Origin of the sequence: Citrobacter sp. wls827 (assembly GCF_005280875.1) — a bacterium.
GTDB lineage: Bacteria > Pseudomonadota > Gammaproteobacteria > Enterobacterales > Enterobacteriaceae > Citrobacter > Citrobacter youngae.
The window spans coordinates 91,560-116,343 of the sequence record NZ_SZWR01000012.1 but is presented as its reverse complement, the minus strand read 5'-3'; the positions used below and the strand labels follow the sequence as shown (position 1 = coordinate 116,343).

At 54.9% G+C, this 24,784-nt stretch carries 23 protein-coding genes and 2 pseudogenes; 6 read left to right on the top strand and 19 right to left on the bottom strand.

The window, feature by feature from the left end; genetic code table 11:
• Positions 1-27 precede the first annotated feature (27 nt).
• From treB to nrdG, 4 genes are all read left to right on the top strand, one after another.
• Positions 28-1,446 (top strand): PTS trehalose transporter subunit IIBC, encoded by a 1,419-nt coding sequence (gene treB / locus FDX03_RS07435; protein WP_137345724.1) that lies wholly within the window; start codon positions 28-30, stop codon positions 1,444-1,446.
• A 49-nt stretch (positions 1,447-1,495) separates the two neighbouring features.
• A complete protein-coding gene (treC, locus tag FDX03_RS07430) occupies positions 1,496-3,148 on the top strand; it encodes an alpha,alpha-phosphotrehalase (RefSeq protein WP_137345723.1) in 1,653 nt (550 codons plus the stop codon).
• A 408-nt stretch (positions 3,149-3,556) separates the two neighbouring features.
• A complete protein-coding gene (gene nrdD, locus FDX03_RS07425) occupies positions 3,557-5,695 on the top strand; it encodes an anaerobic ribonucleoside-triphosphate reductase (RefSeq protein WP_115601078.1) in 2,139 nt (712 codons plus the stop codon).
• 106 nt (positions 5,696-5,801) lie between these two features.
• Complete coding sequence (gene nrdG / locus FDX03_RS07420; protein WP_137345722.1) at positions 5,802-6,266, top strand: anaerobic ribonucleoside-triphosphate reductase-activating protein; 465 nt, start codon at positions 5,802-5,804, stop codon at positions 6,264-6,266.
• A 3-nt stretch (positions 6,267-6,269) separates the two neighbouring features.
• Here the strand turns inward: nrdG and FDX03_RS07415 are convergent, their stop codons facing one another.
• The 13 genes from FDX03_RS07415 to pmbA all read right to left on the bottom strand — a co-directional run bounded on the left by FDX03_RS07415 (position 6,270) and on the right by pmbA (position 16,384).
• Positions 6,270-6,554, bottom strand: a complete 285-nt coding sequence (locus FDX03_RS07415) for a type II toxin-antitoxin system RelE/ParE family toxin (protein ID WP_003839578.1) — start codon at positions 6,552-6,554, stop codon at positions 6,270-6,272.
• Positions 6,544-6,786: a type II toxin-antitoxin system RelB/DinJ family antitoxin gene (locus FDX03_RS07410; protein WP_003839576.1), complete on the bottom strand. Its 243-nt coding sequence runs from the start codon at positions 6,784-6,786 to the stop codon at positions 6,544-6,546. The genes FDX03_RS07415 and FDX03_RS07410 overlap by 11 nt, the downstream gene beginning before the upstream one ends.
• A 77-nt stretch (positions 6,787-6,863) precedes the next feature.
• Positions 6,864-8,777, bottom strand: coding sequence for a BglG family transcription antiterminator (locus FDX03_RS07405; protein WP_137345721.1), 1,914 nt, complete (start codon positions 8,775-8,777; stop codon positions 6,864-6,866).
• Between the two features lie 21 nt (positions 8,778-8,798).
• Positions 8,799-9,539, bottom strand: a complete 741-nt coding sequence (locus FDX03_RS07400; protein WP_048212847.1) for a KDGP aldolase family protein — start codon at positions 9,537-9,539, stop codon at positions 8,799-8,801.
• On the bottom strand, positions 9,536-10,654 hold the full coding sequence (locus tag FDX03_RS07395) for a DgaE family pyridoxal phosphate-dependent ammonia lyase (protein WP_116361061.1): 1,119 nt from the start codon (positions 10,652-10,654) through the stop codon (positions 9,536-9,538). Before FDX03_RS07395 ends, FDX03_RS07400 begins: the two co-directional genes overlap by 4 nt.
• On the bottom strand, positions 10,638-11,771 hold the full coding sequence (locus tag FDX03_RS07390; protein WP_137345720.1) for an amidohydrolase/deacetylase family metallohydrolase: 1,134 nt from the start codon (positions 11,769-11,771) through the stop codon (positions 10,638-10,640). Before FDX03_RS07390 ends, FDX03_RS07395 begins: the two co-directional genes overlap by 17 nt.
• A 58-nt stretch (positions 11,772-11,829) precedes the next feature.
• On the bottom strand, positions 11,830-12,474 hold the full coding sequence (locus tag FDX03_RS07385) for a DUF4310 family protein (protein ID WP_003830379.1): 645 nt from the start codon (positions 12,472-12,474) through the stop codon (positions 11,830-11,832).
• A gap of 11 nt (positions 12,475-12,485) precedes the next feature.
• Positions 12,486-13,262: a DUF4311 domain-containing protein gene (locus tag FDX03_RS07380; protein ID WP_005134210.1), complete on the bottom strand. Its 777-nt coding sequence runs from the start codon at positions 13,260-13,262 to the stop codon at positions 12,486-12,488.
• 22 nt (positions 13,263-13,284) lie between these two features.
• Positions 13,285-13,584, bottom strand: coding sequence for a DUF4312 family protein (locus FDX03_RS07375; protein ID WP_038636649.1), 300 nt, complete (start codon positions 13,582-13,584; stop codon positions 13,285-13,287).
• 2 nt (positions 13,585-13,586) lie between these two features.
• Positions 13,587-13,949, bottom strand: a complete 363-nt coding sequence (locus tag FDX03_RS07370) for an SFCGS family glycine-rich protein (RefSeq protein ID WP_003830384.1) — start codon at positions 13,947-13,949, stop codon at positions 13,587-13,589.
• Between the two features lie 10 nt (positions 13,950-13,959).
• On the bottom strand, positions 13,960-14,268 hold the full coding sequence (locus FDX03_RS07365; protein ID WP_048212850.1) for a glycine dehydrogenase: 309 nt from the start codon (positions 14,266-14,268) through the stop codon (positions 13,960-13,962).
• A 330-nt stretch (positions 14,269-14,598) separates the two neighbouring features.
• Positions 14,599-14,985: a cytochrome b562 gene (gene cybC, locus FDX03_RS07360; RefSeq protein ID WP_121585390.1), complete on the bottom strand. Its 387-nt coding sequence runs from the start codon at positions 14,983-14,985 to the stop codon at positions 14,599-14,601.
• A 46-nt stretch (positions 14,986-15,031) separates the two neighbouring features.
• Positions 15,032-16,384, bottom strand: coding sequence for a metalloprotease PmbA (gene pmbA / locus FDX03_RS07355; protein ID WP_048212852.1), 1,353 nt, complete (start codon positions 16,382-16,384; stop codon positions 15,032-15,034).
• Between the two features lie 95 nt (positions 16,385-16,479).
• On the opposite strand from pmbA, the gene yjgA reads away from it, so the two are divergent.
• A complete protein-coding gene (gene yjgA, locus FDX03_RS07350; protein WP_008786039.1) occupies positions 16,480-17,031 on the top strand; it encodes a ribosome biogenesis factor YjgA in 552 nt (183 codons plus the stop codon).
• A gap of 107 nt (positions 17,032-17,138) precedes the next feature.
• Here the strand turns inward: yjgA and mpl are convergent, their stop codons facing one another.
• Complete coding sequence (gene mpl, locus FDX03_RS07345; RefSeq protein WP_137345719.1) at positions 17,139-18,524, bottom strand: UDP-N-acetylmuramate:L-alanyl-gamma-D-glutamyl-meso-diaminopimelate ligase; 1,386 nt, start codon at positions 18,522-18,524, stop codon at positions 17,139-17,141.
• A 175-nt stretch (positions 18,525-18,699) separates the two neighbouring features.
• Between mpl and fbp the strand changes: the two genes are divergently transcribed.
• Positions 18,700-19,698 (top strand): class 1 fructose-bisphosphatase, encoded by a 999-nt coding sequence (gene fbp, locus FDX03_RS07340; RefSeq protein WP_048212854.1) that lies wholly within the window; start codon positions 18,700-18,702, stop codon positions 19,696-19,698.
• Positions 19,699-19,808: 110 nt separating this feature from the next.
• Here fbp and FDX03_RS07335 read toward each other — a convergent pair.
• From FDX03_RS07335 to FDX03_RS23155, 5 genes and pseudogenes are all read right to left on the bottom strand, one after another.
• Positions 19,809-20,921: pseudogene (locus FDX03_RS07335) on the bottom strand (methyl-accepting chemotaxis protein).
• Between the two features lie 103 nt (positions 20,922-21,024).
• Positions 21,025-22,026 carry a galactofuranose ABC transporter, permease protein YjfF gene (gene yjfF, locus FDX03_RS07330; RefSeq protein ID WP_101742929.1) on the bottom strand — a complete coding sequence of 334 codons (1,002 nt, stop codon included), beginning with the start codon at positions 22,024-22,026 and terminating at the stop codon, positions 21,025-21,027.
• The gene (ytfT, locus tag FDX03_RS07325; protein WP_061068792.1) at positions 22,013-23,035 is read right to left on the bottom strand and encodes a galactofuranose ABC transporter, ATP-binding protein YtfT; all 1,023 of its coding nucleotides are present in this window, start codon (positions 23,033-23,035) and stop codon (positions 22,013-22,015) included. Before ytfT ends, yjfF begins: the two co-directional genes overlap by 14 nt.
• A gap of 13 nt (positions 23,036-23,048) precedes the next feature.
• Positions 23,049-24,551: a galactofuranose ABC transporter, ATP-binding protein YtfR gene (gene ytfR, locus FDX03_RS07320; RefSeq protein WP_016149467.1), complete on the bottom strand. Its 1,503-nt coding sequence runs from the start codon at positions 24,549-24,551 to the stop codon at positions 23,049-23,051.
• A 103-nt stretch (positions 24,552-24,654) separates the two neighbouring features.
• A pseudogene (locus FDX03_RS23155) lies at positions 24,655-24,784 on the bottom strand (sugar ABC transporter substrate-binding protein); the annotation flags it as partial.

Here is a 24,784-nt window from a genome sequence, read left to right as displayed (position 1 = left end):
TCCGACCTACGGGGAACACACGTCATCATGAGCAAAGTAAAACAAGCAGACATCGACCGGCTGATTGAGCTGGTAGGCGGGCGCGACAATATCGCCACGGTGAGTCACTGCATTACGCGCCTGCGTTTTGTGTTGAATCAACCCGCGAATGCCAGACCCAAAGAGATCGAACAGCTACCGATGGTCAAAGGCTGCTTCACCAACGCCGGGCAGTTTCAGGTAGTGATTGGCACCGAGGTGGGCGATTACTACAAAGCGCTGCTGGCGACAACCGGACAGGCCAGCGCCGACAAAGAGCAGGCGAAAAAAGCGGCGCGGCAGAATATGAAATGGCACGAACAGCTGATTTCTCATTTTGCGGAGATCTTCTTCCCGTTGCTGCCCGCGCTAATTAGCGGCGGTTTGATCTTAGGTTTCCGTAACGTAATCGGCGATCTGCCCATGAGCAACGGCCAGACGCTGGCGCAGATGCATCCTTCGCTGAAAACCCTTTACGACTTCCTGTGGCTGATTGGCGAGGCGATCTTCTTCTATCTGCCGGTCGGGATCTGCTGGTCGGCAGTGAAAAAAATGGGCGGTACGCCGATCCTCGGTATTGTGCTGGGCGTAACCCTGGTTTCACCGCAACTGATGAACGCCTATTTGCTCGGTCAGCAAGTGCCGGAGGTGTGGAACTTCGGTCTGTTCAGCATTGAGAAAGTGGGCTACCAGGCGCAGGTTATTCCGGCGTTGCTGGCCGGGCTAGCGCTCGGGTTTATTGAAACGCGCATGAAGCGCATCGTGCCGGATTATCTGTATCTGGTGATCGTCCCGGTGTGCTCGCTGATCCTTGCGGTATTCCTTGCGCACGCCTTTATCGGTCCGTTTGGCCGCATGATCGGCGATGGTGTCGCGTTTGCGGTCCGTCATCTGCTGACCGGTAGTTTTGCCCCGATCGGCGCGGCGTTGTTCGGCTTCCTGTACGCCCCGCTGGTGATCACCGGCGTGCATCAGACTACGCTTGCCATCGACATGCAGATGATTCAGAGCATGGGCGGCACGCCGGTATGGCCGCTGATCGCGCTGTCGAATATAGCTCAGGCCTCTGCGGTGGTGGGCATCATTATCTCCAGTCGCAAACACAACGAACGTGAAATCTCAGTCCCTGCAGCCATCTCCGCGTATCTCGGGGTCACTGAACCGGCAATGTACGGCATCAACCTGAAATACCGCTTCCCGATGCTGTGCGCGATGATCGGCTCCGGTCTCGCCGGACTGCTGTGCGGCCTGAACGGAGTGCTGGCAAACGGGATTGGCGTCGGCGGTTTGCCGGGCATCCTCTCTATCCAGCCGACCTACTGGCAGGTATTTGGTATGGCGATGGTCATTGCGATTGTTATCCCAATGGTACTGACCTCATTTGTTTACCAGCGTAAATACCGTCTGGGCACATTACAAATTATCTAACTTTTCTTCGGGGCGCAGTTGCGCCCCAGCGTATTTCCAGGAAACAACCATGACTATTCCACACTGGTGGCAAAACGGCGTTATCTATCAGGTTTACCCCAAGAGTTTTCAGGACACCACCGGCAGCGGCACCGGCGATTTACGCGGCGTGACCCAGCGTCTCGACTATCTGCAAAAGCTGGGTGTCGATGCCATCTGGCTGACGCCGTTCTATATTTCGCCGCAGGTTGATAACGGCTACGACGTCGCGGATTACCTGTCTGTCGATCCGGCCTACGGTACGCTGGAAGATTTTGACGAACTGGTGGCGCAGGCGAAAGCGCGCGGTATCCGTATTATTCTCGATATGGTGTTTAACCACACCTCAACCCAGCATGCGTGGTTTCGTGAGGCGCTGGATAAAGACAGCCCGTATCGCCAGTTTTATCTCTGGCGTGACGGTACGCCAGGCAGTACACCGAACAACTGGCGTTCCAAATTTGGCGGCAGCGCCTGGGGCTGGCACGCCGCAAGCGAGCAGTATTATCTGCACCTCTTTACTCCTGAACAGGCAGACCTGAACTGGGAGAACCCGGCGGTACGCGCCGAGCTGAAAAAAGTGTGCGAATTCTGGGCCGATCGCGGCGTGGACGGGTTACGACTCGATGTGGTGAATCTTATCTCTAAAGATCAGAGCTTCCCGAACGATCCCGACGGCGATGGACGCCGTTTTTATACCGATGGCCCGCGCGCGCATGCGTTTTTACGCGAGATGAACCGCGACGTCTTCACGCCACGCGGCCTGATGACGGTGGGAGAAATGTCATCCACTACGCTGGAAAACTGCCAGCAGTACGCCGCACTCGATGGCAGCGAACTGTCGATGACCTTTAACTTTCACCACCTGAAAGTGGATTACCCCAACGGTGAGAAGTGGACGTTAGCCAAACCCGACTATGTGGCGCTGAAAACCCTGTTCCGCCACTGGCAGCAGGGCATGCACAATCAGGCCTGGAACGCGCTGTTCTGGTGTAACCACGACCAGCCGCGCATCGTGTCGCGTTTTGGCGACGAAGGTAATTACCGCGTGCCGGCCGCTAAAATGCTGGCGATGGTGCTGCACGGCATGCAGGGCACGCCCTATATCTACCAGGGTGAAGAGATCGGCATGACCAATCCGCACTTCAGCCAGATTACCGATTATCGCGATGTGGAAAGCCATAACATGTTTGCCGAACTGAACGGTCAGGGGCGAGATGCCAACGAATTGCTGGCGATCCTCGCCAGTAAATCCCGCGATAACAGCCGCACGCCGATGCAGTGGGATGCCAGCCAACACGCGGGCTTCACCAAGGGCGAGCCGTGGATCAATCTGTGTGACAACGCGGCGGAGATCAACGTGGCGGCAGCGCTGAACGATACCGACTCGGTGTTCTACACCTATCAGAGGCTGATCGCACTGCGTAAAACGGAACCGGTTATCACCTGGGGCGACTATCAGGATCTGTTACCGGACAGCCCGCACATATGGTGCTATCAGCGCGAGTGGCAAGGGCAGCAACTGCTGGTCATTGCCAATCTGAGCGATACCTTCCAACGCTGGCAGCCGCCCCATACCGGGGGAAACTGGCAGGTGCTGATGCACAACTATGCCGAGGTCGCCAGCCAACCCGCAGACATGACGCTACGTCCTTTCGAAGCCGTCTGGTGGGTGCAAAAATAGCTTGCAATTGGTTTTGAGCCCGGTACGTATAGCGCTATCGGGCTTCAATGCTGACACTGCATTTACCTTCCTGTTTTTGTTGAATAATTAATCAGATTTTTCTTGCCACAATTTACAATCGCTGTACTGCCCGTCATCTGTACGCTCCGATTTTTACTTTGCGCTACATCAAATAAATCGTAAACATCCTTGATGCAAATCACTACATATAGAACTTAAAATGCACGCCGACCCAATATGTTGTATTAATCGACTACAATTGCTACAACTACAGTGCACCGCTTTACGGTGGAATTGTGGATAAAGTGGGTCAGGATTGCGGGAAGTCATTGGCCTGATAGATGAATAAACCCATGACCGCTTCCCCAACCTCTGTGGATAACCTGTTCTTATAAATATGGAGTGATCATGACACCGCATGTGATGAAACGAGATGGCTGTAAAGTGCCGTTTAAATCAGAGCGCATCAAAGAAGCCATTCTGCGTGCAGCTAAAGCAGCGGGAGTCGATGACGCAGATTACTGTGCCACCGTCGCAGAAGTCGTTAGCAGTCAGATGAATGAGCGCAGCCAGGTCGATATCAACGAGATCCAGACCGCGGTAGAAAACCAACTGATGTCTGGTCCGTACAAACAACTCGCCCGTGCGTACATCGAATATCGCCACGACCGTGATATACAGCGTGAAAAACGTGGCCGTCTGAACCAGGAAATTCGTGGTCTGGTTGAGCAAACCAACTCTGCTCTGCTGAATGAAAATGCCAACAAAGACAGCAAAGTGATCCCGACCCAGCGTGACCTGCTGGCCGGTATCGTCGCCAAACACTATGCACGTCAGCACCTGCTGCCGCGTGATGTCGTCCAGGCACATGAGCGTGGTGATATTCACTATCACGACCTCGATTACTCGCCGTTCTTCCCGATGTTTAACTGCATGCTGATCGACCTGAAAGGCATGCTGACGCAGGGCTTTAAGATGGGTAACGCGGAGATTGAGCCGCCAAAATCCATCTCGACCGCGACCGCCGTCACTGCACAAATCATCGCGCAGGTTGCCAGCCACATTTATGGCGGCACCACCATTAACCGTATTGACGAAGTTCTCGCACCATTCGTGACCGAGAGCTTTAACAAGCATCGCAAAACCGCTGAAGAGTGGCAGATCCCGGATGCCGACGGCTATGCGCATTCCCGTACCGAGAAAGAGTGCTACGACGCATTCCAGTCCCTTGAGTATGAAGTGAATACCCTGCATACCGCCAACGGTCAGACGCCATTCGTCACCTTTGGTTTTGGCCTGGGGACCAGCTGGGAATCACGTTTGATCCAGCAATCCATTCTGCGTAACCGCATCGCGGGACTGGGTAAAAATCGTAAAACAGCCGTCTTCCCGAAACTGGTGTTCGCCATTCGTGACGGTCTGAACCACAAGTTCGGCGATCCAAACTACGACATTAAACAGCTGGCGCTGGAATGCGCAAGCAAGCGTATGTACCCGGATATCCTGAACTACGATCAGGTAGTGAAAGTCACCGGTTCGTTCAAAACCCCAATGGGCTGCCGTAGTTTCCTCGGTGTCTGGGAAAACGAGAACGGCGAACAGGTTCACGACGGGCGTAACAACCTCGGCGTTATCAGCCTCAACCTGCCGCGTATCGCGCTGGAAGCGCACGGTGATGAAGCCACCTTCTGGAAACTGCTCGACGATCGCCTGGTGCTGGCGCGTAAAGCGCTGATGACCCGCATTGCGCGTCTGGAAGGTGTGAAAGCCCGCGTTGCGCCAATCCTGTATATGGAAGGCGCCTGCGGCGTGCGTCTGAAAGCGGACGATGATGTGTCTGAAATCTTTAAAAATGGTCGCGCATCCATCTCTCTGGGTTACATCGGCATTCATGAAACCATTAACGCGCTGTTTGGTGACAAACATCTGTACGACAGCGAGCAGCTGCGCGCCAAGGGTATCGCCATTGTCGAACGTCTGCGTCAGGCGGTCGACCAGTGGAAAGACGAGACCGGCTACGGCTTCAGCCTGTACAGCACGCCGAGCGAAAACCTGTGCGACCGTTTCTGCCGTCTTGATACCGCCGAGTTTGGCGTGGTACCTGGCGTTACCGACAAAGGTTACTACACCAACAGCTTCCACCTCGACGTGGAGAAAAAGGTTAACCCGTACGACAAAATCGATTTCGAAGCGCCGTACCCGCCGCTGGCAAGCGGAGGCTTCATTTGCTACGGCGAATACCCGAATATTCAGCACAACCTGAAAGCGCTGGAAGACGTGTGGGATTACAGCTACCAGCACGTGCCGTATTACGGGACCAACACGCCAATCGATGAATGCTACGAGTGTGGCTTTACCGGTGAGTTCGAATGCACCAGCAAAGGCTTCACCTGTCCGAAATGTGGTAACCACGACGCCGCGCGCGTGTCGGTCACCCGCCGCGTTTGCGGTTACTTAGGCAGCCCGGACGCCCGTCCGTTTAACGCCGGTAAGCAAGAAGAAGTGAAGCGCCGCGTTAAGCATTTAGGTAACGGGCAGATAGGTTAATCCGCTGTTACGTTAATGCCCGGTGGCGCTGCGCTTACCGGGCCTACGGACCGCACTCTTATTGTAGGCCGGGTAAGCGCAGCGCCACCCGGCATGGTTACAAGCTATGAACTTTCACCAATACTATCCCGTCGACATCGTTAACGGCCCCGGCACCCGCTGCACGCTGTTTGTGTCCGGGTGCGTGCATGAATGTCCCGGTTGCTATAACAAAAGCACCTGGAGGCTCAATTCCGGCAAGCCATTTACCAAAGAGATGGAAGACAAGATCATTGCCGATCTGAACGATACGCGAATCAAGCGTCAGGGGATCTCGCTCTCCGGTGGCGATCCGCTACATCCGCAAAACGTGCCGGATATCCTGAAACTGGTACAGCGCGTTCGCGCTGAGTGCCCCGGCAAAGATATCTGGGTGTGGACTGGCTACAAGCTCGATGAACTCAACGCCGCGCAAATGCAGGTGGTCGATCTCATCAACGTGCTGGTCGATGGCAAATACGTGCAGGATCTCAAAGACCCGGCGCTAATCTGGCGCGGCAGCAGCAACCAGGTCGTACATCATTTGCGTTGATCGCTAAAGCCGTTTGTTTGCATCGAGATAAACGGCCGAATGTTCTCGCTTGCCGACCGCGACAACAAACACGGTCACAACCTCATCCCGAACCTGGTACACCAGACGATAGCCGGACGATTTAAGCTTAATTTTATAGCAATCTGGAAGACCGTTTAAACGGGCAGAGTCAATTCTGGGGTTCAACAACACGTCGGCCAACTTCTTCTTAAACTGAGCCTTCACCGTATCACCCAGTTTATGCCACTCTTTTAAGGCTCTCGGGTCGAATTCCAGTTCATAAGTCATCCAGACTAACCTTGATTCCTTTTTGCGGGCTGGCCAGCCTCTCCCGGACTGTCTGAATCAGTGTATCTTCGCTGTCGCTAACGGTGACGGTTTTCACTGGCATGCGCCCCGTTTCCGCGACGTACTGAAACAGTAATCGCACAGCTTCCGTTGGAGTAATGTTCAGTTTTTCCAGCACGGCATAAGCCTCATTTTTGAGTTTGTCATCCAGACGGACGTTCAGCGTGGCCATTATGCCTCCAGTAGAATCGAATGAGTAATGCAGTTTAGCATTACATACGCATTACATCGAATTCTGGATAACGCCTCTCAAAAACGACTGACACACTCCATGGCGACGGTTTTGAACTCGGTGAAATTCCGGCATGCGCAGAGCCGCGTCATGGCGCGTTCACGCAGGAAGGTGACGAAAATATCGTAGATCGCCATCGCTTCTTCGTACTCGCTTTTACTAATGGCGAGCAGGAAGATCACGTGCGCCGTTTCATCGCCCCATGCAATGCCCTGCGGTGCGAGGATAGTGTAAACCACCGTTTTCTTTGCCAGCAGACCGAGGGCGTGCGGCAGCGCGATGCCATCACCCAGCATAGTGCTGACGATGGCCTCACGTTCAACCACCGAATCAAGAAACTCCGCGTCGACAAAACCTTCATCCTGCAACTGATGGCATAACGTTTTGAACAACGTTTGTTGATCCATTGGCTCGTCAATTACACGAAAATGGGCAGCATCGAAGAATTTGTTCAACATCCACGGACGGGTTCTGTCGACCAGCACCAGCTTGCCAATTTGCTCCAGTTGATAATCGGTCGGAAACGGCGCAATCATCGCCACGGGCTTATCTTTTTCACCGATCCGCGCGGTCGAGATAACAAAATCTTCGCTAATGCTTTCCCGCTGTTCGTAGTCGCGCAACGTGACGGTATCGACGATTTCAATCTGCGGATACTTACGCGCCAGCACCGCTTCAATCATCCGCGCCATCGCATTTCCAGCATCGCATACCAGCAGAACTTTCGGTTGCCTCTGGTAACCGATGTTGTAACTACGTTCCAGCCCCACGCCAATATGCAGGACCAGAAAGCCAATCTCATTTTCACTGATGGTATACGGCGTATATTTCCCCCATCCCGAGACGGCGGCCAGCGTCATATCCCATGCCATCGGGTAGTGCTGTTTAATATTTTCCAGCAGCGGATTGGGGATCATTATCTGGTAACGCACCCGGGTGATCATCGTCTTAATATGCGTCAGCAGATCGGCATGCAACTGTTTGTCATTCAACAGGTTGTAGTTGTATTGAGTATTGATAAAACGCAGGATGTAATTAACCAGCGCTTCGTCATCATCCGCATTAATAGCACTGGGGGCGATCTCTTGAACCTGACGGGCGGCGATGTGCACCTGTAGCCAATTCTCTTCGAAAACAGAAAGCGGTTTGTCTGCCAGCCGGTGCAGGACCGCCGCAATCTCACGCGCGGCCAGGCACACCGCCTGTTCAGTTTCTTCAGCGGCAAACTCCGGCAATGGATACCCTTCACTAATCCGCCGGATAGCCACCGCACAGTACAAGCGTAAAAACAGCTCGCCCTCGTCGGTCAAACGAATATGAAAACGAGCAAAAATATCCTGTAAAACGGGCTGTAGCTGCTCAGGGATCCCGGCATTCAGCGCCTCCTGCATCACTAACGGGTGCTGCGGATCCTGCTGTGCCAGCGTCCACAACAGATCGGTCAAACAGGCGCGGATCGCCATCTCGCTGCCAAACAGCTTCATGCCGTGACGGGGACGCGTTTCCAGCGTCAGATGATAACGTTGCAGATGCTCACGCACCTCAGCCATATCGTTTTGCAGCGTCGCGCGGCTGATAAACCATTCATCAGCCAAATCTTCAAGCTTTAGCGAAAAGGCCGACGTCAGAAAACGGACCACCAGCCAGTGTATCCGCTCCTGGCTGGTTCGCGGGATGCGCAGCAACGTTTCAGGCTGCTGCGTTTGCAGAGAGTGATAACTTGCCGGGTCGTCAATTTTGAGCTGATAACCGCTGCCCCGGCTGAGGACAAACTGCGCGCCGTACTGAGTAAGCAGCGCGTTTAGCGCAGTGATATCCGCCCGTACGGTGCGTGTAGAAACCGACAACCGCTGCGCCAGCTCATCCTGTGGAAGCGCTTCGTTTTGCAACATATCAAACAGCTGTGCTAAACGTTGGTTGGGGAATCGCACGTCAGTCTCCTCATCTGTCAGTTAGCCTATGCAAGCCCGGGTCATCGCCATCAGTTGGCGCACGTCGTCCGGGCGGGTGTTACCACTCACCTTATCAATAATCGAACTATAGATGTGAGGAATGATTTTGCTCACTCCGGCATCCAGGGCGATCTGCAGGATTTCAGTAAAATTATCCAGATCGATACCCCCGGTAGGCTCCAGCCAGAAGTCATGCCGGGCACAGGCCTGCGCGACGGCGATGTACTCGTCACGGCATTTCAGGCCGCCCATCGGGAAGTATTTAATCGAGCTACCGCCCATATCTTTGAGCAGCGCAATCGCGGTTTCTACCGGCACAATGCCGTCCGGCGTCTGGCTGCTCAGCGGACCGGTGGAGATTTTCACCATCCCCGGCGTACCCGTTGGCGAGACCAGACCGTTGACTACCGTCTCCTGCTGGCCCAACAGCGCCCGACTGGTCGCCACGCCGGTAAAGACCTGATTAACATGCTGCGGCTGTACCTGACGAGAGATCTCACTGACCATCGCCGACTGGTTTGGGTCGCCGGCCCCCAATCCCACGGAGAGCGCATTGTCGATAAGCGCTGCGTATTCACGCATATCCGCGACCGCGCTTGCGACATCCGGGTAATTTTTTGACAACACGCCGACCAGCACGTGTCCTTCCGCCGCCGCGTAAATATCCCGCGCATTTTCTTTAGAGCCTGCCAGCACGTTCAGGCAGACGCGGTCGCGATAAAAGTTAGGGGTCAGTTTCATACGTTTTTCTCCTGCGAAATCACTTCACCAATTCGACGGGCCACAATTTCCAGCTGCGCGCGATCCACGCTGCGCACATCGGCTTCGATAATGCCTTCGTTGGCTTTGTACCCACGGAAGTAAATCGCGTACTCGCCTTGTTTCAGGGCTTCAACCAGTTCGCCCGTGGCGATACCGGTTACCGCTTCATCAAACTTAATTTCCGTGCGTGCGATGTCGCGCCCTGCGCTATCCCACACCACGCGGGCGCTTACGCCGTTAAGCTGGTTCAACGCATTAATGAACGGCGTCATTTTCTCGACCATCTCCGCGCCACTCTCTTTCTGCGCGTTCAGATACAGTTCGATGGCGCAGGTCAGGCCAAGAATTCCCTCTTTGCCCACCTTCATCGCCCGGCCAATTCCCGCGGTCTGGCGTTTCACCCACTCAACGTACTGGGTTTTACCTATCACCAGACCACTGGTTGGTCCCTCAATCGCCTTCGCGCCGCTATAAATCACCAGATCTGCGCCAACCCGGTAGTAGCACTGCAAATCCTCTTCCGCCGCCGCATCCACGATCAGCGGCAGGTTATGCGTGCGCGCCACCACCGCGGCCTGCTCCACGCTGAGCATGCTTTTCTGTACGCAGTGATGAGATTTGATATACAGAATCGCCGCCGTGCGCGGTGTAATGGCTGCCGCCAACTGTGCCGCGGAACATTCATTGGCATAGCCCGCTTCCACCAGCTTGCCGCCGCCGAGCGCCACCATAGTGCCTACCGGTGCGCCAAAGTTGACGTTGTGGCCTCTGGGCAGCACGATTTCGTTGTTCTCGATGGGCGTAACGTGCAGATTTTCCAGCAGCCAGTCGCTGTCTTTCACCAGCACCGCAGCCACCGACTGGGCGATTCCAGCCGATGCGCAGGAGACGACGGTCGCCCCTTCCACTTCCAGCAATTTCGCGATGTAGTCGCCGGTTTTATTGACCAGATCTTTCATTTCGAAGTACTGATTCATCCCCGCCATCGCCGCTTCAACCACTTCTGGTCGCGGCGTGGAAACGCCGAGCGCCGTCATGCGGCCTGATGTGTTAATCACCTGTTTTAAATTGTATTTCTCAAAAATCGAAGGCATGTTCCGCGCTCCCTTGTTCGGTCATATAGCCCTTGCCCGCACGTATTGCGGCAAGCGGCACCAGCATTTGTTCAGCCTGCAGGCTGTTGTTTTCAGCATCTACCAGCACGGTTGGCTGGCGCTTAAGCGTAAAGAGGGTTAAATCAGCATCCAGACCAGGCTGCAGTCGCCCTTTCTTTTTCAGACGCAGGCCGTCAGCGGCATTGGCGGTCACGCACTCAATGACCTGTGGGAGCGACATCCCCATGGCGAGAAATTTCGACATCACATTCGCCAGGGAATACACCGGACCGCTGATACGGTTGCGGCAATAAATATCGGAGCTGATGGTGTGCGGCAAAATACCCAGTTCGATAGCGCGTTTTGCCACCGCAAAGCTCAGGCTGGCGGTGCCATGCCCAACGTCCAGACGCACGCCTCGTTGCAGCGCCCGCGTGACAGATGTGCGCAGCTCGCCCTGCGGCGTCAGAATGCGGTTCGGCTTACCGTTGTAGCAGTGGGTAATAATATCGCCCGCACTCAGGCGTTCGGCGATCTCATCGAGATTCGGCGGGTTGTTGCCAATGTGCACCATCAGCGGCAGGTCGCCGTTCTCTGTTTGCATCGCTTTGGCACGATCCAGCGGCGTGATGCCGTTTTCACCTACCACGCTGCTGCTCATGCGTGCCTTCAGGCCGACAATAAAATCAGGGTGGCGTTTCACCGCCTGGCGCACCGCATCGGCGTCAATGTTGGCCATGTTAGCCAGCTCGTTCTGGGCGATAAGCCCAACGCGGGAGATGTTCAGCAGCGCATACACTTCCGTCGCCGCTTCCCGGGTCAGGGTGTAAAAATCGTCGATATCATCCGCCCCGGTACTGCCCGCATCCACCACCGTGGTAACGCCAGTCGCAATACCGACGCTGTCCGGCTGGTCGTGATAAATCGGGGATTTCGGGTAACAGTGAACGTGGGAATCAATCCAGCCTGCGCTGACGTAGCACTCGCCGCCGAGCTCAATAGTTTTCAGCGCCGGACCATCAACGTTGCCTAATGCCGCAATTTTGCCGTCTTTCAGCGCAATATCGCTCACCGTATCGTCAACGAGGCGCGCACCGCGCAGGAGTAAATCAAACATCGCTCTCTCCTTTGCCGGATGGCGGCGTAACCGCCTTATCCGGCCTACAAATCAACAGTTAGCTAATGGCAATCGGGAAGATGGAACCCAGGATCATTGCCCCAAGGATCGCCCCGCCGGTGATCGGTTTTTGCCACAGATAAAACAGCAGCGCACCCGCCAGAGAACCGATTCCGATAGGAATAGAAGCCGTCATCGCGCTGAGGATAATCAATGGCCCGAGGAAGCGACCGGAGGCGTTACCGGCCCCCATCATGACGTCCGCCCCGTAGGTTGAATCGCTCTGGTTGATGGTGAACTTACGCGCCAGAATGATGATGTAGCCAATCGCCAGGCCAATCACCAGGCCGGTGACCAAAGAGGCGGCGAAGTTGGCAACCGGGAAGATAATGCCCGCGCCCAGCAGCAGCGCCGGAACACCTAATCCGACTCCGGTCTGAATCGCGCCGCCGATATCCAGAATCCCCACCAGCGAACCTTCAATGATGCGGGCAAACAGGAAGCTTGCGCCAAATGCCGCCACCGCGCCGTAAGAGCCGGTGTCCATTCCCGCCTTTAGCATCGCCACAAAAGCGACTTCGTTAAATGCGCCGATACCGTACAGGTAGTACATGTGCGTTCCGGCAAAGACGCCAGAGGAGAGCAGACCAACGAAGATCGGGAACGACCAGTCGGCAAACCAAAAACCTTTATTCTGTTCCATGATGGCCTCCGTTATTTGCCGCTGAGCGAGTTGTGGATCAGTTCCAACCAGTTCGGCACGGTCAGATGGAAGGATTCGATCATCTTCATGTCGAAACCGCGGAAGAAGCCGCTCAGGACAAACAGCGCGACGATAGCTACCATCATCACTTTCGTGACGTGGTTCCAGCCGCTTTCTTCAACACCTTTGCCGATCAGAATGCCGAGCACCAGCCCCGGAACGGCGTTGCCCATGATCAGTTGCGCCGCGCCGCCAAAAACGGTGGCCCAGAAGCCGGATTTCTTACCGGCATCGATCGCCGCCAGCCAGAAGATCACCGGCATCACGGTATTAACCAGCAGGTTAGCCGCAGGCACCAGCACCTTGACGGCGGTAACCTGCAGCGCTTCCGGTACGGATGACGCGGTGAGGTTCAGGAAGGTCACGACAATCATCCCGATAACGCCACAGGCAATCGCCATGCGCTTGGGATCGTGCAGCGTTTCACCGACGTTGCGGTTTTTAACCATCAGCGCGGCGGCACCCCAGTTGGGAATGATGCGATGGTCGACATCCTGCGTGAACGCCCCCGCCGCAACGGAAGAAGCCCAGGCGTTAAAGAAGAAGCCCAGGCCGAACGAGAAGTGAGAAGCCGGATCCCCTTCGCAGGAATTCAGTTCTCCCAGAGTACGAAACGCGCCCATCCCTTGAGTGGTAGGCGCATGAAACATGCGTGCAGCCCCAGCGCCGACACCGACGCCAACCAGGCCACCAATGATGAGCGATTTTATTAATATTATCAGGAACATATTTATGCCTTTTAATAAAGAATCAGCGTTGCGTAACGAAATCCACCTTGTCGAGATTGATGGCAGTCACGTTGACGGTCACATCCAGCTCCACGCTGAAGGTGCGTCTTTCCCGGCGCAGAAAGAGGAATAAAAACGCCTCTTTGCGCACCGTTTCACGCGCTTGAACAACCTGCACATCCTGTGGCTCAATACGCAGTAAGATATGCGGCGACGCTTTCATCACCGCAGCCTGAACGTGGTTCAGGGCATCGGCAAAGGCGCGCGCTTTGGCCTCGCCCTTGCCAGTGACTCTCACCGTGGTGGTGAATTGCTCTTTCATACTTAAGCGCCGTGTTTCTTTTGCCACGCCTGAACCAGGCGTTCACCGAGCTCTTCTTTATCCATAAAACCGAACCCCAGCACGTTGCAACCTTCGTTGATGGCCGTTACGCCTTCATCAACCGAGCGCATGCCATATTTCGCCTTGTAGCCGTATTTGGTCTGTGCGGTAATCGCCCCTGCCCCGCCACTGCCGCAAAACGAGATACCAAAGGTGGCGTTTTCCGCTTTCATTACGTCACCCAGCTTCATGTCAGCCGCCACGCCCGGTACCACAACCGCACGGCCACCCGCTTTCTCAACGCCTGCCGCCACTTTCTGGCCTTTACCCAGACGATCGCCAATCACTACGGTAATCTGTTCCATCTTTTGCTCCTTAAAGGTTGTCTTTCGCGACTTCGAAGTGCACCGACAGCAGCCAGGCTTCTTCCTCGGGAAGATTGCCAAACTCGGCGACCACGTCGCGGGCAAGCGCCATTGATTCGGCAGAAATTTCATCAAATAAGCTGGCATCGACTTCTGGTAAGGGTTCACCCGTTATCGAGCGGTGCGCCATGGCGCGAACATGCGACGTCAGCATCTGTTCCTGTACGGCGTTGGGAATAATGTGGCGTTCACGCAGCAAGGCATATACCTGCGCCAGCATGCGGTCGGCCAGTTCCACCGATTCCCCCATGTCATTCATTACAGCTCCGTTATTCACTCGTCTTACCCCACTAATGGCTCTGAGGGTAAATTAGCGGTGGGGGTTAAAAGTTTGTAGCGAGTTGTTTTCCACTTCGAAGTGGAAAGGGGGTCAGCGATAGTGATCTGTGCCGCAAAACGGGTCGGGTTCACGATTTATCACTGGAAGAATGTGATTGAGATCGCAAGAGTGAGCCGCAAATTGGAAGGAAGTGCGAACAATGAATGGACGATAAAAATGAAAAAATGTGATGGGTATAGCGTTTACTTATGGGGTGTTGTGGCACAGCGTCTTATCCGGCCCACGGTTATGCAGGCCGGATAGCGTAGATTAGCGGAACTTCTTGTGGTTTTCGTTGCGCGTGGTTTTCAGGTCTTCCGCAACGGCTTTCGCCTCTTTGACTTTACCTTCGTTCGCCAGCTTAAGCGCGCCATCAATCTGGCCGATCAGCGTGTCAAAACCGTGGCGGAAATCTTTCATCTCCGGGCTGTCCGGGGATTTGCTTTCCAGCTTCGGCGGTGTGGCCTTTTGAGCGTCCAGCGCGGCTGCGCGCATTTTGGTTAACGCATCTTTCAGTTCAGTCGCATTATCCGTTTTTTCGACGATCTTCAGGTTGTCGTTGAGGATCCCCATGTCGTCTTCAAGATCGGCTGCAAACGCAGAAGAACCAAGAACCAGCGTTGAAGCCGCGACGATCGCTAACAGGTGTTTACGCATTGCTCACTTCCTTTTTTATTATTAAAAATTAACGCCTTAACGAGTATCACTGCCCGGCGATTTTCATCTCCGGTAACAATACCGAACCACATTGGATATTACTGCGCGTTTCAATATCGTTCCCCACGGTCACAATATTGCGCCACATCTCTTTTAAGTTCCCGGCGATGGTAATTTCACTCACCGGATACTGAATTTCGCCGTTTTCGACCCAGAAACCCGCCGCGCCGCGCGAGTAATCGCCGGTAATGCCGCTTACGCCCTGGCCCATCAGCTCGGTAACCACAAGGCCTGTGCCCATCTCCTTGAGCAACTGCTCGAAGCTTAGACCCTGTCCCGGAATTCGCCAGTTGTGGATCCCGCCCGCATGCCCGGTGCTCTTCAGCCCCAGCTTACGTGCGGAATAGTTGGTCAACAGCCATTGAGTCAGCACGCCGTCTTTAATGATGTCACGGCGTTCGGTCCGTACGCCTTCGCTGTCGAACGGCGACGACGCCAGCCCTTTCAGCAGGTGCGGATGCTCTTCAATGGTCAGCCATTCCGGCAGAATTTGTTTGCCCAGTGAATCCAGCAGGAAGGTAGATTTGCGGTACACCGAACCGCCGGCAATCGCGCCGACCAGGTGTCCGAATAGTCCGGTCGCCACTTCGTTGGCGAAAATCACCGGTGCTTTCATGGTGGACAGCTTACGCGGCGACAAACGAGATAAGGTGCGGCGAGCACAGTCAGCCCCTACCCACTCCGGCGTTTGCAGATCGCCCATCGCCCGGCCAATGGTGTAGGCGTAATCGCGTTCCATATCGCCATTTTCTTCCGCGATCACACAGCTGGAAAGGGAATGACGCGTGGAGCAGTAGCCCTGCAGCATGCCGTGGCTGTTACCAAACACTTTGATGCCATAGTGGCTGTTAAAGCTGCCGCCTTCGGTATTGGTGATACGCTTATCAGCCTGCAGCGCCGCCTGTTCAGCACGAGCAGCCAGTTCGATGGCTTCATCAGGGGAAACTTCCGCCGGGTGGAACAGGTCCAGATCGGGCGCCTCAAAGGCCAGCAAGTCTTTATCTGCCACGCCTGCGCACGGATCCGGCGAAGTGTAACGTGCAATGTCCAGCGCAGCCTGCACGGTGCGTGCAATTGCCTGCGGGCTTAAATCGGTGGACGATGCGCTGCCCTTACGGTTCTGGTGATAAACCGTAATCCCCAGTGCACCATCGCTATTGAATTCGACGTTCTCCACTTCACCATAACGGGTGCTGACGCTAATACCCGTGGTCTTGCTTACAGCGACTTCCGCGCCATCCGACTTACCTGACGCTAATTCCAGTGCCGTCGAGACTGCTTCTTCCAGAATCTTACGCTGCGCTTCAACTTGTGAGATTACTTTCATCGCAAATGCCATAATGTAGAGAGAGTTTCTCTGAAGTCTAACAGAGAACCGTTTTTCAGTGCGCATCTTAACTGGTAACATTAGCCTCTTTTTTTAAGGAGCCTGACATGACTAAGCAGCCCGAAGACTGGCTCGACGACGTTCCCGGTGATGACATCGAAGACGAAGACGATGAAATTATCTGGGTCAGTAAAAGTGAAATAAAACGTGACGCCGAGGAGTTAAAACACCTGGGTGTGGAACTGGTAAAACTGGGGAAAAACGCGCTGGATAAAATCCCGCTCGATGCGGATTTACGTGCCGCGATTGAGCTGGCCCAGCGTATTAAGATGGAAGGTCGCCGCCGCCAGCTGCAGCTGATTGGCAAAATGTTGCGCCAGCGCGATGTTGATCCTATCCGTCAGGCGCTGGACAAGCTGAAAAACCGTCACAACCAACAGGTCGTTGTCTTCCATAAGCTGGAGCAACTGCGTGACCGTATGGTTGACGGTAGCGATGAAGCCATCGAAGAAGTGATGAACCTGTGGCCTGACGCCGACCGTCAGCAACTGCGTTCGCTGGTGCGTAACGCCAGGAAAGAAAAAGCGGGCAACAAGCCGCCAAAATCTTCCCGCCAGATCTTCCAGTATCTGCGTGAACTGGCGGAAAACGAAGCCTAACCTCTTCGTCTGCCGAAAGTGCCGGATGGCGGTGCAAACACCTTATCCGGCCTACAATCCGTGAATTCGTTGTAGGCCCGGTAAGCGTAGCGCCACCGGGCATTTTTTTACTCTTGCTCTTGCGCTTCCGCCTGAGCTTTCTTCGCCAGACCATCCAGCAGTTTTTGATGAATACCACCAAATCCGCCGTTACTCATCACCAGAATGTGATCGCCTGGCTGCGCGGTTTTCACCACCATATCTGCCAGGGCATCCACATCACCACTCCAGTGCGCCGGCTGAACGCAGGCTTCAGCGACTTCTGCTACCTGCCACGGAATATGCGGGGGTTGCAGCAGGAACACTTCGTCCGCACGGCCTAACGACGGCGCCAGATCATCTTTGCACAGTCCCATTTTCATGGTGTTAGAGCGAGGCTCCAGCACCGCAATAATGCGTGCCGTACCGCCAACTTTCCCGCGCAGCGCCGCAAGCGTTGCCAGAATCGCGGTTGGATGATGGGCAAAATCGTCATACACCGTCACGCCGTGCGCTTCACCACGCAGTTCAAGACGACGACGGGCGTTAATGAACGAGCCTAGCGCATTGGCTGCATCCGCAGGCACGACGCCCACGTGACGGGATGCCGCAATCGCCATCAGGCCATTGTGCATGTTGTGTTCGCCGACCAGACCCCACTTAACTTCACCCACTTTTTCACCGTCCAGCCACACTTCCCACTCGGAAGCATCGGTAGTGAGCTTTTTCGCCTGCCAGTGACCCTGCTCGCCCACCAGCTCCTGTTCGCTCCAGCAGCCCATCGCCATCGTCTGTTTCAGATTGATGTCGTTTTCCGGGTAGATGATGCGTCCCTGGCCCGGCACGATACGCACCAGATGGTGGAACTGTTTCTGAATCGCTTTCAGATCGTCAAAGATATCTGCGTGATCGAACTCAAGGTTATTGAGGATCAGGGTACGCGGGCAGTAATGCACGAATTTAGAACGCTTATCGAAGAACGCGCAGTCGTACTCATCCGCTTCAATCACGAAGAAGTCACTTTCGCCCAGACGCGCGGAAACCTCAAAGTTACCCGGCACGCCGCCGATCACGAAGCCCGGTTTATAGCCGCAGACTTCGAGGATCCAGGTCGCCATTCCGGCGGTGGTGGTTTTGCCGTGCGTACCCGCAACCGCCAGTACCCAGCGGTCGCGCAATACAAAGTCATGCAGCCATTGCGGGCCAGACATGTATGGAATGTTCTTCTCCAGCACCGCTTCCACGCAGGGGTTACCACGGGTCATCGCATTACCGATGATCACCAGGTCCGGCTGTGGATCGAGCTGGCTGGCATCGTAACCCTGAATCAGATCAATGCCTTGCTTCTCAAGTAAGGTGCTCATCGGCGGATACACATTGGCGTCCGAACCGGTTACTTCATGACCGAGCGAGCGTGCCAGCATCGCCAGACCGCCCATGAAAGTGCCACAAATTCCCAAAATATGAATGCGCATACGTCACTATCCTTTTTTAATCTGGGGGCCATTTTACGCACATGTCTGGCAACTGAGAAACGCATTTCAGGATATTCCGTAGTTTGCTGGCGCGATTCACCTGAGCGCGATAGCTGAAATATTTGTTAATATTGTTGCGGTCGCTTTACTCCACATAAATTGCAGGGAAAGTGTTATGAAAACGTTAGGTGAATTTATTGTCGAAAAGCAGCACGAGTTTTCTCATGCTACCGGTGAACTCACTGCTTTGTTGTCGGCAATAAAGCTGGGCGCCAAGATCATCCACCGCGATATCAATAAGGCCGGTCTGGTCGATATCCTGGGTGCCAGCGGTGCAGAGAACGTGCAGGGAGAGGTGCAACAAAAACTCGATCTGTTCGCAAACGAAAAACTGAAAGCTGCACTGAAGGCACGCGACATCGTGGCGGGAATTGCCTCAGAAGAAGAAGATGAAATTGTCGTCTTTGAAGGCTGTGAACACGCTAAATACGTTGTGCTAATGGATCCGCTGGATGGCTCATCCAACATCGATGTTAACGTCTCTGTCGGTACGATTTTCTCTATTTACCGCCGCGTAACCCCCGTCGGCACGCCGGTCACGGAAGAGGATTTCCTGCAGCCGGGCAACAAGCAAGTTGCTGCAGGTTACGTGGTTTATGGTTCTTCCACCATGCTGGTGTACACCACCGGCTGTGGCGTGCACGCCTTCACCTACGATCCTTCTCTGGGCGTATTCTGCCTCAGCCAGGAACGTATGCGCTTCCCGGCGAAAGGTAGCACGTACTCCATTAACGAAGGTAACTACATCAAATTCCCGAACGGCGTGAAGAAGTACATTAAATTCTGCCAGGAAGAAGATAAGTCAACCCAGCGCCCGTACACCTCGCGCTACATTGGCTCTCTGGTTGCCGATTTCCATCGCAATCTGCTGAAAGGCGGGATCTATCTGTACCCAAGCACCGCCAGCCACCCGCAAGGGAAACTGCGTCTGCTGTACGAATGCAACCCAATGGCCCTGCTGGCTGAGCAAGCCGGCGGCAAGGCGAGCGACGGTAAAAATCGTATTCTGGATATCATCCCGGAAAGCCTGCACCAACGCCGCTCCTTCTTCGTGGGTAACGACCATATGGTTGACGATGTAGAGCGCTTTATCCGCGAGTTCCCGGACGCATAAGCGCAACATCCGGCCTACAGCACGTTGCAGGCCGGATAAGCGAAGTACCATCCGGCACAATGCTGTGATATTGCCGGATGGCGGCTTCGCCTTATCAGGCCTACGTTCGGTTAGGCTGTCTGTAGCTTAAATACGGCCATGGCTTCGATTAGCGCTGAAGACTGCTCTTCCAGCGAGCGGGTAGCCGCTGAAGACTGCTGTACCAGCGCCGCATTTTGCTGCGCCGTTTCATCCATCTGAATCACCGCAATATTCACCTGCTCAATGCCGCGACTCTGTTCCTGGGACGCACTGGCAATTTCACGCATCAGTTTGGTCATACGCATGACCTCGGTCGCAATCTCATCCATGGTTTCACCCGCCTGCTGCGCCAGTTCACTTCCCTCACCCACATGCGTATGGGAATCGCTGATCAATGTACGGATCTCTTTTGCCGCCTCGGCGCTGCGGCTGGCCAGATTACGTACTTCACCTGCAACAACCGCAAAACCCCGCCCCTGCTCACCGGCGCGCGCCGCTTCAACGGAGGCGTTAAGCGCAAGGATGTTGGTCTGGAAAGCAATGCCGTCGATTACGCTGAGGATGTCGGCGATTCGGCTGGAGCTACCGGAAATATCGCGCATTTTTTCAATTACATAACACACCATCTCACTGCCCCTGTCGGCGGTATCCGATACCGATTTTGCCAACTGATGCGCCTGTTCCGCGTTCTGTGCATTCTGTTTCACCGTCGCCGTGAGTTCTTCCATGCTGGCGGCGGTCTGCTCCAGTGAAGTGGCTGTCGATTCAGTGCGTTGTGCCAGATGCTGGTTCCCGGCCGTCAGTTCACGACTGCCAATATCAATTTGCGAGCTGGCATCGCGTACGCGTTGTACTGAGTCGCCCAGCGCATGGCGCATGTTATCCATTGCCGCGTTCAGGCGGTTGAATTCGGCGCTGGCCGACAGCGTGGTAACCGGTGATAAATCCCCCGTCGCCAGACGTTCCAGTTGCTCCACTATGCTATCCAGCGGTTTAAGAAACTTATTTCGCAGCATAAACTAAATGACCGCCAGCAACACAATGGCAGCCAACATGGCAGCACTCATAATACCGTGATAAACCAAAGAGTTAATAACGCGGGTAGCGGCATAAAGCCCCATACCGCCGGTCAGCAACAGAAGAAACGTCAGCAAAGACAATAACACCAACAAACTTGATCGAATTGAAAGGGATTTTGGCATCGTTATATTTCCGGTTGTAGGGTTAAAACAGACCTGTACAGAACCTATCGACTACAACCGGAAAAAGTTTAGGTATTTAAATGTTTTGTGCAAAATCATGATGTTACTTTGGTGTTGCCGCCGTACCCACTCGGGTTACCGGCGAGCTCTGACGATTTTCCCAAAGCACCGTCAGACCACGTTGTAACGCTATAAAAATAAACAATAAAATGCCAATCGCGATCTTCGTCCACCAGGAACTTAATGTTCCGTCAAAATTAATGTAGGTCTGGATCAGCCCCTGAATGGCAACGCCAAACAACGTCCCTAACACCGTACCGACCCCACCACTTAGCAGCGTTCCGCCAATCACGACTGAGGCAATCGCATCCAGTTCGACGCCAACGCCCGCCAGCGCATAACCCGCCTGGGTGTAAATGGAAAACACAATGCCGGCCAGCGTAGCCAGGCCGGTAGACAGCATATAGATACGAATGGTCGTGCTACGGGTTGAGATGCCCATCAGGTTGGCCGACGTGGCGTTGCCGCCAATGGCGTAAACCTGATTACCAAAGCGCGTACGGTGCGCAAGGAAGATGCCAATCACCACCACGCCCAGCATTAACAACCCCATCGCGCTCAGGCGACCGCCGCCAGGAATTTTCCATGCCAGGCTTGAGAGCGTGTCATAGATCGGATGGTTAATTGGGATCGACTCTTCAGAGACCAGATAGCTGACGCCGCGCAGGAAGAACATTCCCGCCAGCGTAATAATGAATGCCGGGATCTTCAGCGCATCAATCAGTAGCCCCATAAACGCGCCAAACGCGCAGCCCATTGCCAGAATCAAAGGAAACGCCAGCAGTGGCGAAATCCCCCAGTAACCAATCGCCTTTGCTAAAAATACCCCCGTAAAGGCAATCACCGACCCGACGGAAAGATCAATCCCCCCGGAGAGAATGACGAAAGTCATGCCCACGGCAATAATCCCTAAAAAAGCGTTATCGGTCAGTATATTGCAAATCACCCGGGTGGAAGCAAAAGCCGGGAATTGCGTCAGGCAGTAAAGGTAGCCCAGCACAAACACGCCGAGGGTGATCATCAGCGGTAAATTACGTTTTATCATGACCGCGCACTCCTTTTATCAGGCTGATAAAGCGTTGTGACTGCACGACCAGCACGCACAACACCACGATGGCTTTGACCACCTGATTCAGTTCCGGCTGGAAGCCCGACAGCAAAATCCCGGTGTTCATCCCCTGAATGATCAACGCGCCAATTACCGATAGCAGCAGGTTAAAGCGCCCGCCCATCAGCGAGCCACCGCCAATAACCACCGCCAGGATGGCATCCAGCTCCAGCCATAATCCGGCGTTATTGGCATCTGCCCCACGAATATCCGCCGTGACGATAATACCGGCGATAGCCGCACACAGGCCGCTCAGCACATAAGTGAGCATCACAATGATGCGGGTATTCACCCCGGCGTTTTTCGCCGCACGAATGTTAATGCCCACCGCTTCAATGAACATGCCCAGCGCCGTTTTACGCGTTAGCAGCCAAAAGGCGACCAGCGTCAGCAGCGCGATAATCACCGGCGTGGGGAACAGTAACAGCGAGCCGCTGCCAAACCACGACAGCTCGGGCGAGTTGAAAGTGACGATCTGCCCGGAAGTGATAAGCTGCGCCACTCCACGCCCGGCCACCATCAGGATAAGTGTCGCAACAAACGGCTGGATCTTGAGGATTGCCACCAGAATCCCGTTCCACAGCCCGGCCAGAATGCCGGAGCCTAAGGCAGCAAGCAGCACCACCGGCAGACTGTGCCCGGCCACCGTCATCGCCGCGGTGGTCGCCCCTGCAATAGCCATCACCGCGCCAACGGAAAGATCGATGCCGCCAGTGGCAATCACCAGCGTCATACCAATCGCCAGCAGCGCCACGGGAGCGGCACGGTTGAGAATATCAATCGGGCTGCCGAACAGGCGACCATCCTGCAAAATCACCTGGTAGAAGTGCGGGGCCACCAGGCTGTCGACCAGCAGCACCAGCAGTAGCGCCACCAGTTGCGGCATACCTTTTGGCCAACGGAACCGTCGTTTCGCGGTGTTGGATTGAGGGAGAGATTGAGGCATCACCATAGTCTCCTTAGGCCGCAATGGCATTCATGATCGCCGGTACGGACAGTTCAGCCAGTGGGATCTCGGCCACCTGTTTGCGATCGCGCATAATAATGACCCGATCGGCATAACCCACTAACTCTTCCAGTTCGGATGAAATCACCAGCAGCGCCAGACCATCCGCGCACAGCGTTTCGATCAGGCGGATGATCTCGGCATGCGCGCCGACGTCGATCCCGCGCGTGGGTTCATCGAGGATCAGGAACTGCGGTTTGGTCAGCAACCAGCGCGAGAGCAATACTTTTTGCTGATTGCCGCCGGAGAGAAACTCGATCGGCTGTTCAGCGTTGGGGGTACGAATTCCAAGCTGGCGGATAAAACGCTCGGCAATCTCGTTTTGTTCTTTCCGTGGGATAGGCCGCAGCCAGCCACGCTGCGCCTGCAGGGCCAGAATGATGTTTTCCCGCACCGAAGCGGCGGCAATAATGCCATCCGTTTTGCGATCCTCCGGACAGAAGCCGATCCCCAGACACGAAGCCTGATGCGGCGATCGCAAGGTCTGCGGTTTGCCTTTGATCAGCGCACTTCCGCTGTCGGCGGGTTTAATACCGAAGATCACCTCTGCCGTTTCCGTTCGCCCGGATCCCAGCAGTCCTGCGAGACCGACGATCTCACCGGGACGCACCTGTAGATCAAACGGCGCGATGGTGCCTTTTTTGCCAAAGTCGCTAAAGGCCGCCACCGGCTTATCGCTCAGCAAGGTGCGGCCCGCACGCTGTAGCGCATGGGTATCCAGTTCGCGACCCAGCATCATTTTGACCAGTTCGATCTGTGGCAGTTCGCGGGTTTCGCGACAGCCAACGAAGCCGCCGTTACGCAGGACGGTGATGCGATCGCTGACCTGATAAACCTGATCGAGAAAATGGGTGACGAAGATCAGGCTGACACCGCGATCGCGCAGATGACGCATCAGGCCGAACAGCATTTCAACTTCCTGGGTATCGAGGCTGGCGGTGGGTTCGTCGAGGATCAGCACTTTCGCGGAGAGATCTATTGCCCGACAGATGGCAACTATCTGCTGCATCGCCACGGAAAAGCGGTTCAGCGGCTCGCGCACGTCGAGGGAAAAACCGTATGACGCCATCAGCTCCGTGGCGCGTTTTTCCATCTGCTTGCGCTGAAGCAGGCCAAAACGCCGCGGCTCACGACCAATAAATAAGTTATCGGCAACCGACATATTGGGCAGCAGGTTCACTTCCTGGTACACGGTGCCAATCCCCAGTTGCTGGGCATGGGCGGTGTTTTTGGGGGAGATCGGTTGGCCTTCGAGCCAGATAGTGCCGCGATCGGCGTGGTAAACGCCGGTCAGCGCTTTGATGAGCGTCGATTTGCCGGCTCCGTTTTCACCCAGCAGCGCCATAATTTCACCGCGACGCAAGCTGAAATCTACGTTATCCAACGCTTTGACGCCGGGAAAGAATTTGCTTAATCCTTCAGTGCGGAGGATTTCCTGATGTTGGTCGGTGGTCATGATTCCCCCTGCATCACGCCGGATGGCGCTACGCTTATCCGGCCTACAAAAGAGCGTAATGTAGGCCGGGCAAGCGCAGCGCCCCCGGCATTTTCATGAAGGCTTAGTAGCCCATGTTTTTCTTCTTCTCTAACTCTTCTTTCGCCGTATCCGGCAGATAGAGGATAGATTTGGTAATGGTCAGCTTCTCAGGCATCGTGCCGTCTTTTTTGAATTTCTCCAGCGCGTCGAAT

Bases quoted from the DNA above. Each gene is read 5' to 3' on its own strand.
- treB (WP_137345724.1), top strand. From the start codon at position 28: ATGAGCAAAGTAAAACAAGCAGACATCGACCGGCTGATTGAGCTGGTA.
- treC (WP_137345723.1), top strand. From the start codon at position 1,496: ATGACTATTCCACACTGGTGGCAAAACGGCGTTATCTATCAGGTTTAC.
- nrdD (WP_115601078.1), top strand. From the start codon at position 3,557: ATGACACCGCATGTGATGAAACGAGATGGCTGTAAAGTGCCGTTTAAA.
- nrdG (WP_137345722.1), top strand. From the start codon at position 5,802: ATGAACTTTCACCAATACTATCCCGTCGACATCGTTAACGGCCCCGGC.
- FDX03_RS07415 (WP_003839578.1), bottom strand. From the start codon at position 6,554: ATGACTTATGAACTGGAATTCGACCCGAGAGCCTTAAAAGAGTGGCAT.
- FDX03_RS07410 (WP_003839576.1), bottom strand. From the start codon at position 6,786: ATGGCCACGCTGAACGTCCGTCTGGATGACAAACTCAAAAATGAGGCT.
- FDX03_RS07400 (WP_048212847.1), bottom strand. From the start codon at position 9,539: ATGAAACTGACCCCTAACTTTTATCGCGACCGCGTCTGCCTGAACGTG.
- FDX03_RS07395 (WP_116361061.1), bottom strand. From the start codon at position 10,654: ATGCCTTCGATTTTTGAGAAATACAATTTAAAACAGGTGATTAACACA.
- FDX03_RS07390 (WP_137345720.1), bottom strand. From the start codon at position 11,771: ATGTTTGATTTACTCCTGCGCGGTGCGCGCCTCGTTGACGATACGGTG.
- FDX03_RS07385 (WP_003830379.1), bottom strand. From the start codon at position 12,474: ATGGAACAGAATAAAGGTTTTTGGTTTGCCGACTGGTCGTTCCCGATC.
- FDX03_RS07380 (WP_005134210.1), bottom strand. From the start codon at position 13,262: ATGTTCCTGATAATATTAATAAAATCGCTCATCATTGGTGGCCTGGTT.
- FDX03_RS07375 (WP_038636649.1), bottom strand. From the start codon at position 13,584: ATGAAAGAGCAATTCACCACCACGGTGAGAGTCACTGGCAAGGGCGAG.
- FDX03_RS07370 (WP_003830384.1), bottom strand. From the start codon at position 13,949: ATGGAACAGATTACCGTAGTGATTGGCGATCGTCTGGGTAAAGGCCAG.
- FDX03_RS07365 (WP_048212850.1), bottom strand. From the start codon at position 14,268: ATGAATGACATGGGGGAATCGGTGGAACTGGCCGACCGCATGCTGGCG.
- cybC (WP_121585390.1), bottom strand. From the start codon at position 14,985: ATGCGTAAACACCTGTTAGCGATCGTCGCGGCTTCAACGCTGGTTCTT.
- pmbA (WP_048212852.1), bottom strand. From the start codon at position 16,384: ATGGCATTTGCGATGAAAGTAATCTCACAAGTTGAAGCGCAGCGTAAG.
- yjgA (WP_008786039.1), top strand. From the start codon at position 16,480: ATGACTAAGCAGCCCGAAGACTGGCTCGACGACGTTCCCGGTGATGAC.
- mpl (WP_137345719.1), bottom strand. From the start codon at position 18,524: ATGCGCATTCATATTTTGGGAATTTGTGGCACTTTCATGGGCGGTCTG.
- fbp (WP_048212854.1), top strand. From the start codon at position 18,700: ATGAAAACGTTAGGTGAATTTATTGTCGAAAAGCAGCACGAGTTTTCT.
- yjfF (WP_101742929.1), bottom strand. From the start codon at position 22,026: ATGATAAAACGTAATTTACCGCTGATGATCACCCTCGGCGTGTTTGTG.
- ytfT (WP_061068792.1), bottom strand. From the start codon at position 23,035: ATGCCTCAATCTCTCCCTCAATCCAACACCGCGAAACGACGGTTCCGT.
- ytfR (WP_016149467.1), bottom strand. From the start codon at position 24,551: ATGACCACCGACCAACATCAGGAAATCCTCCGCACTGAAGGATTAAGC.